Below are 1506 nucleotides of genomic sequence, written 5' to 3'. Positions count from 1 at the left end.
AAGGAGGTGATCCAACCGCAGGTTCCCCTACGGTTACCTTGCTACGACTTCACCCCAGTCATGAATCACAAAAAGTGGTAAGCGCCCTCCCGAAGGTTAAGCTACCTTCTTCTTTTGCAACCCACTCCCATGGTGTGACGGGCGGTGTGTACAAGGCCCGGGAACGTATTCACCGTGGCATTCTGATCCACGATTACTAGCGATTCCGACTTCATGGAGTCGAGTTGCAGACTCCAATCCGGACTACGACGCACTTTATGAGGTCCGCTGACTCTCGCGAGATCGCTTCTCTTTGTATGCGCCATTATTGTAGCACGTGTGTAGCCCTACTCGTAAGGGCCATGATGACTTGACGTCATCCCCACCTTCCTCCGGTTTATCACCGGCAGTCTCCTTTAAGTTCCCGACCGAATCGCTGGCAACAAAGGATAAGGGTTGCGCTCGTTGCGGGACTTAACCCAACATTTCACAACACGAGCTGACGACAGCCATGCAGCACCTGTCTCAGAGTTCCCGAAGGCACCAAGGCATCTCTGCCTCGTTCTCTGGATGTCAAGAGTAGGTAAGGTTCTTCGCGTTGCATCGAATTAAACCACATGCTCCACCGCTTGTGCGGGCCCCCGTCAATTCATTTGAGTTTTAACCTTGCGGCCGTACTCCCCAGGCGGTCGATTTAACGCGTTAGCTCCGAAAGCCACGGCTCAAGGCCACAACCTTCAAATCGACATCCTTTACAGCGTGGACTACCAGGGTATCTAATCCTGTTTGCTCCCCACGCTTTCGTACCTGAGCGTCAGTCTTCGTCCAGGGGGCCGCCTTCGCCACCGGTATTCCTCCAGATCTCTACGCATTTCACCGCTACACCTGGAATTCTACCCCCCTTTACGAGACTCTAGCCTGCCAGTTTCAAATGCAGTTGCCAGGTTGAGCCCGGGGATTTCACATCTGACTTAACAGACCGCCTGCGTACGCTTTACGCCCAGTAATTCCGATTAACGCTCGCACCCTCCGTATTACCGCGGCTGCTGGACGGAGTTAGCCGGTGCTTCTTCTGCGGGTAACGTCAATCAATTGCGCTATTAACGCCATCGCCTTCCTCCCCGCTGAAAGTGCTTTACAACCCGAAGGCCTTCTTCACACACGCGGCATGGCTGCATCAGGGTTTCCCCCATTGTGCAATATTCCCCACTGCTGCCTCCCGTAGGAGTCTGGACCATGTCTCTGTTCCAGTGTGGCTGGTCATCCTCTCAGACCAGCTAGGGATCGTCGCCTAGGTGAGCCATTACCCCACCTACTAGCTAATCCCATCTGGGTTCATCCGATGGTGTGAGGCCCGAAGGTCCCCCACTTTGGTCTTGCGACGTTATGCGGTATTAGCTACCGTTTCCAGTAGTTATCCCCCTCCATCGGGCAGATCCCCAGACATTACTCACCCGTCCGCCGCTCGACTTGCATGTATTAGGCCTGCCGCCAGCGTTCAATCTGAGCCATGATCAAACTCTTCAA

Annotated in this window: 1 rRNA gene; it reads right to left on the bottom strand. The window is 54.2% G+C overall.

From position 1 onward, the window contains the following. Positions 1 to 1506: ribosomal RNA gene (locus ACMX3H_RS00055) — 16S ribosomal RNA — on the bottom strand.

It is taken from the genome of Sodalis sp. (in: enterobacteria), assembly GCF_047607725.1.
Classification (GTDB): domain Bacteria; phylum Pseudomonadota; class Gammaproteobacteria; order Enterobacterales; family Enterobacteriaceae; genus JBLKSS01.
Note: the sequence above shows the minus strand (reverse complement) of the source record. Positions and strands in the feature narration are given on the sequence as shown.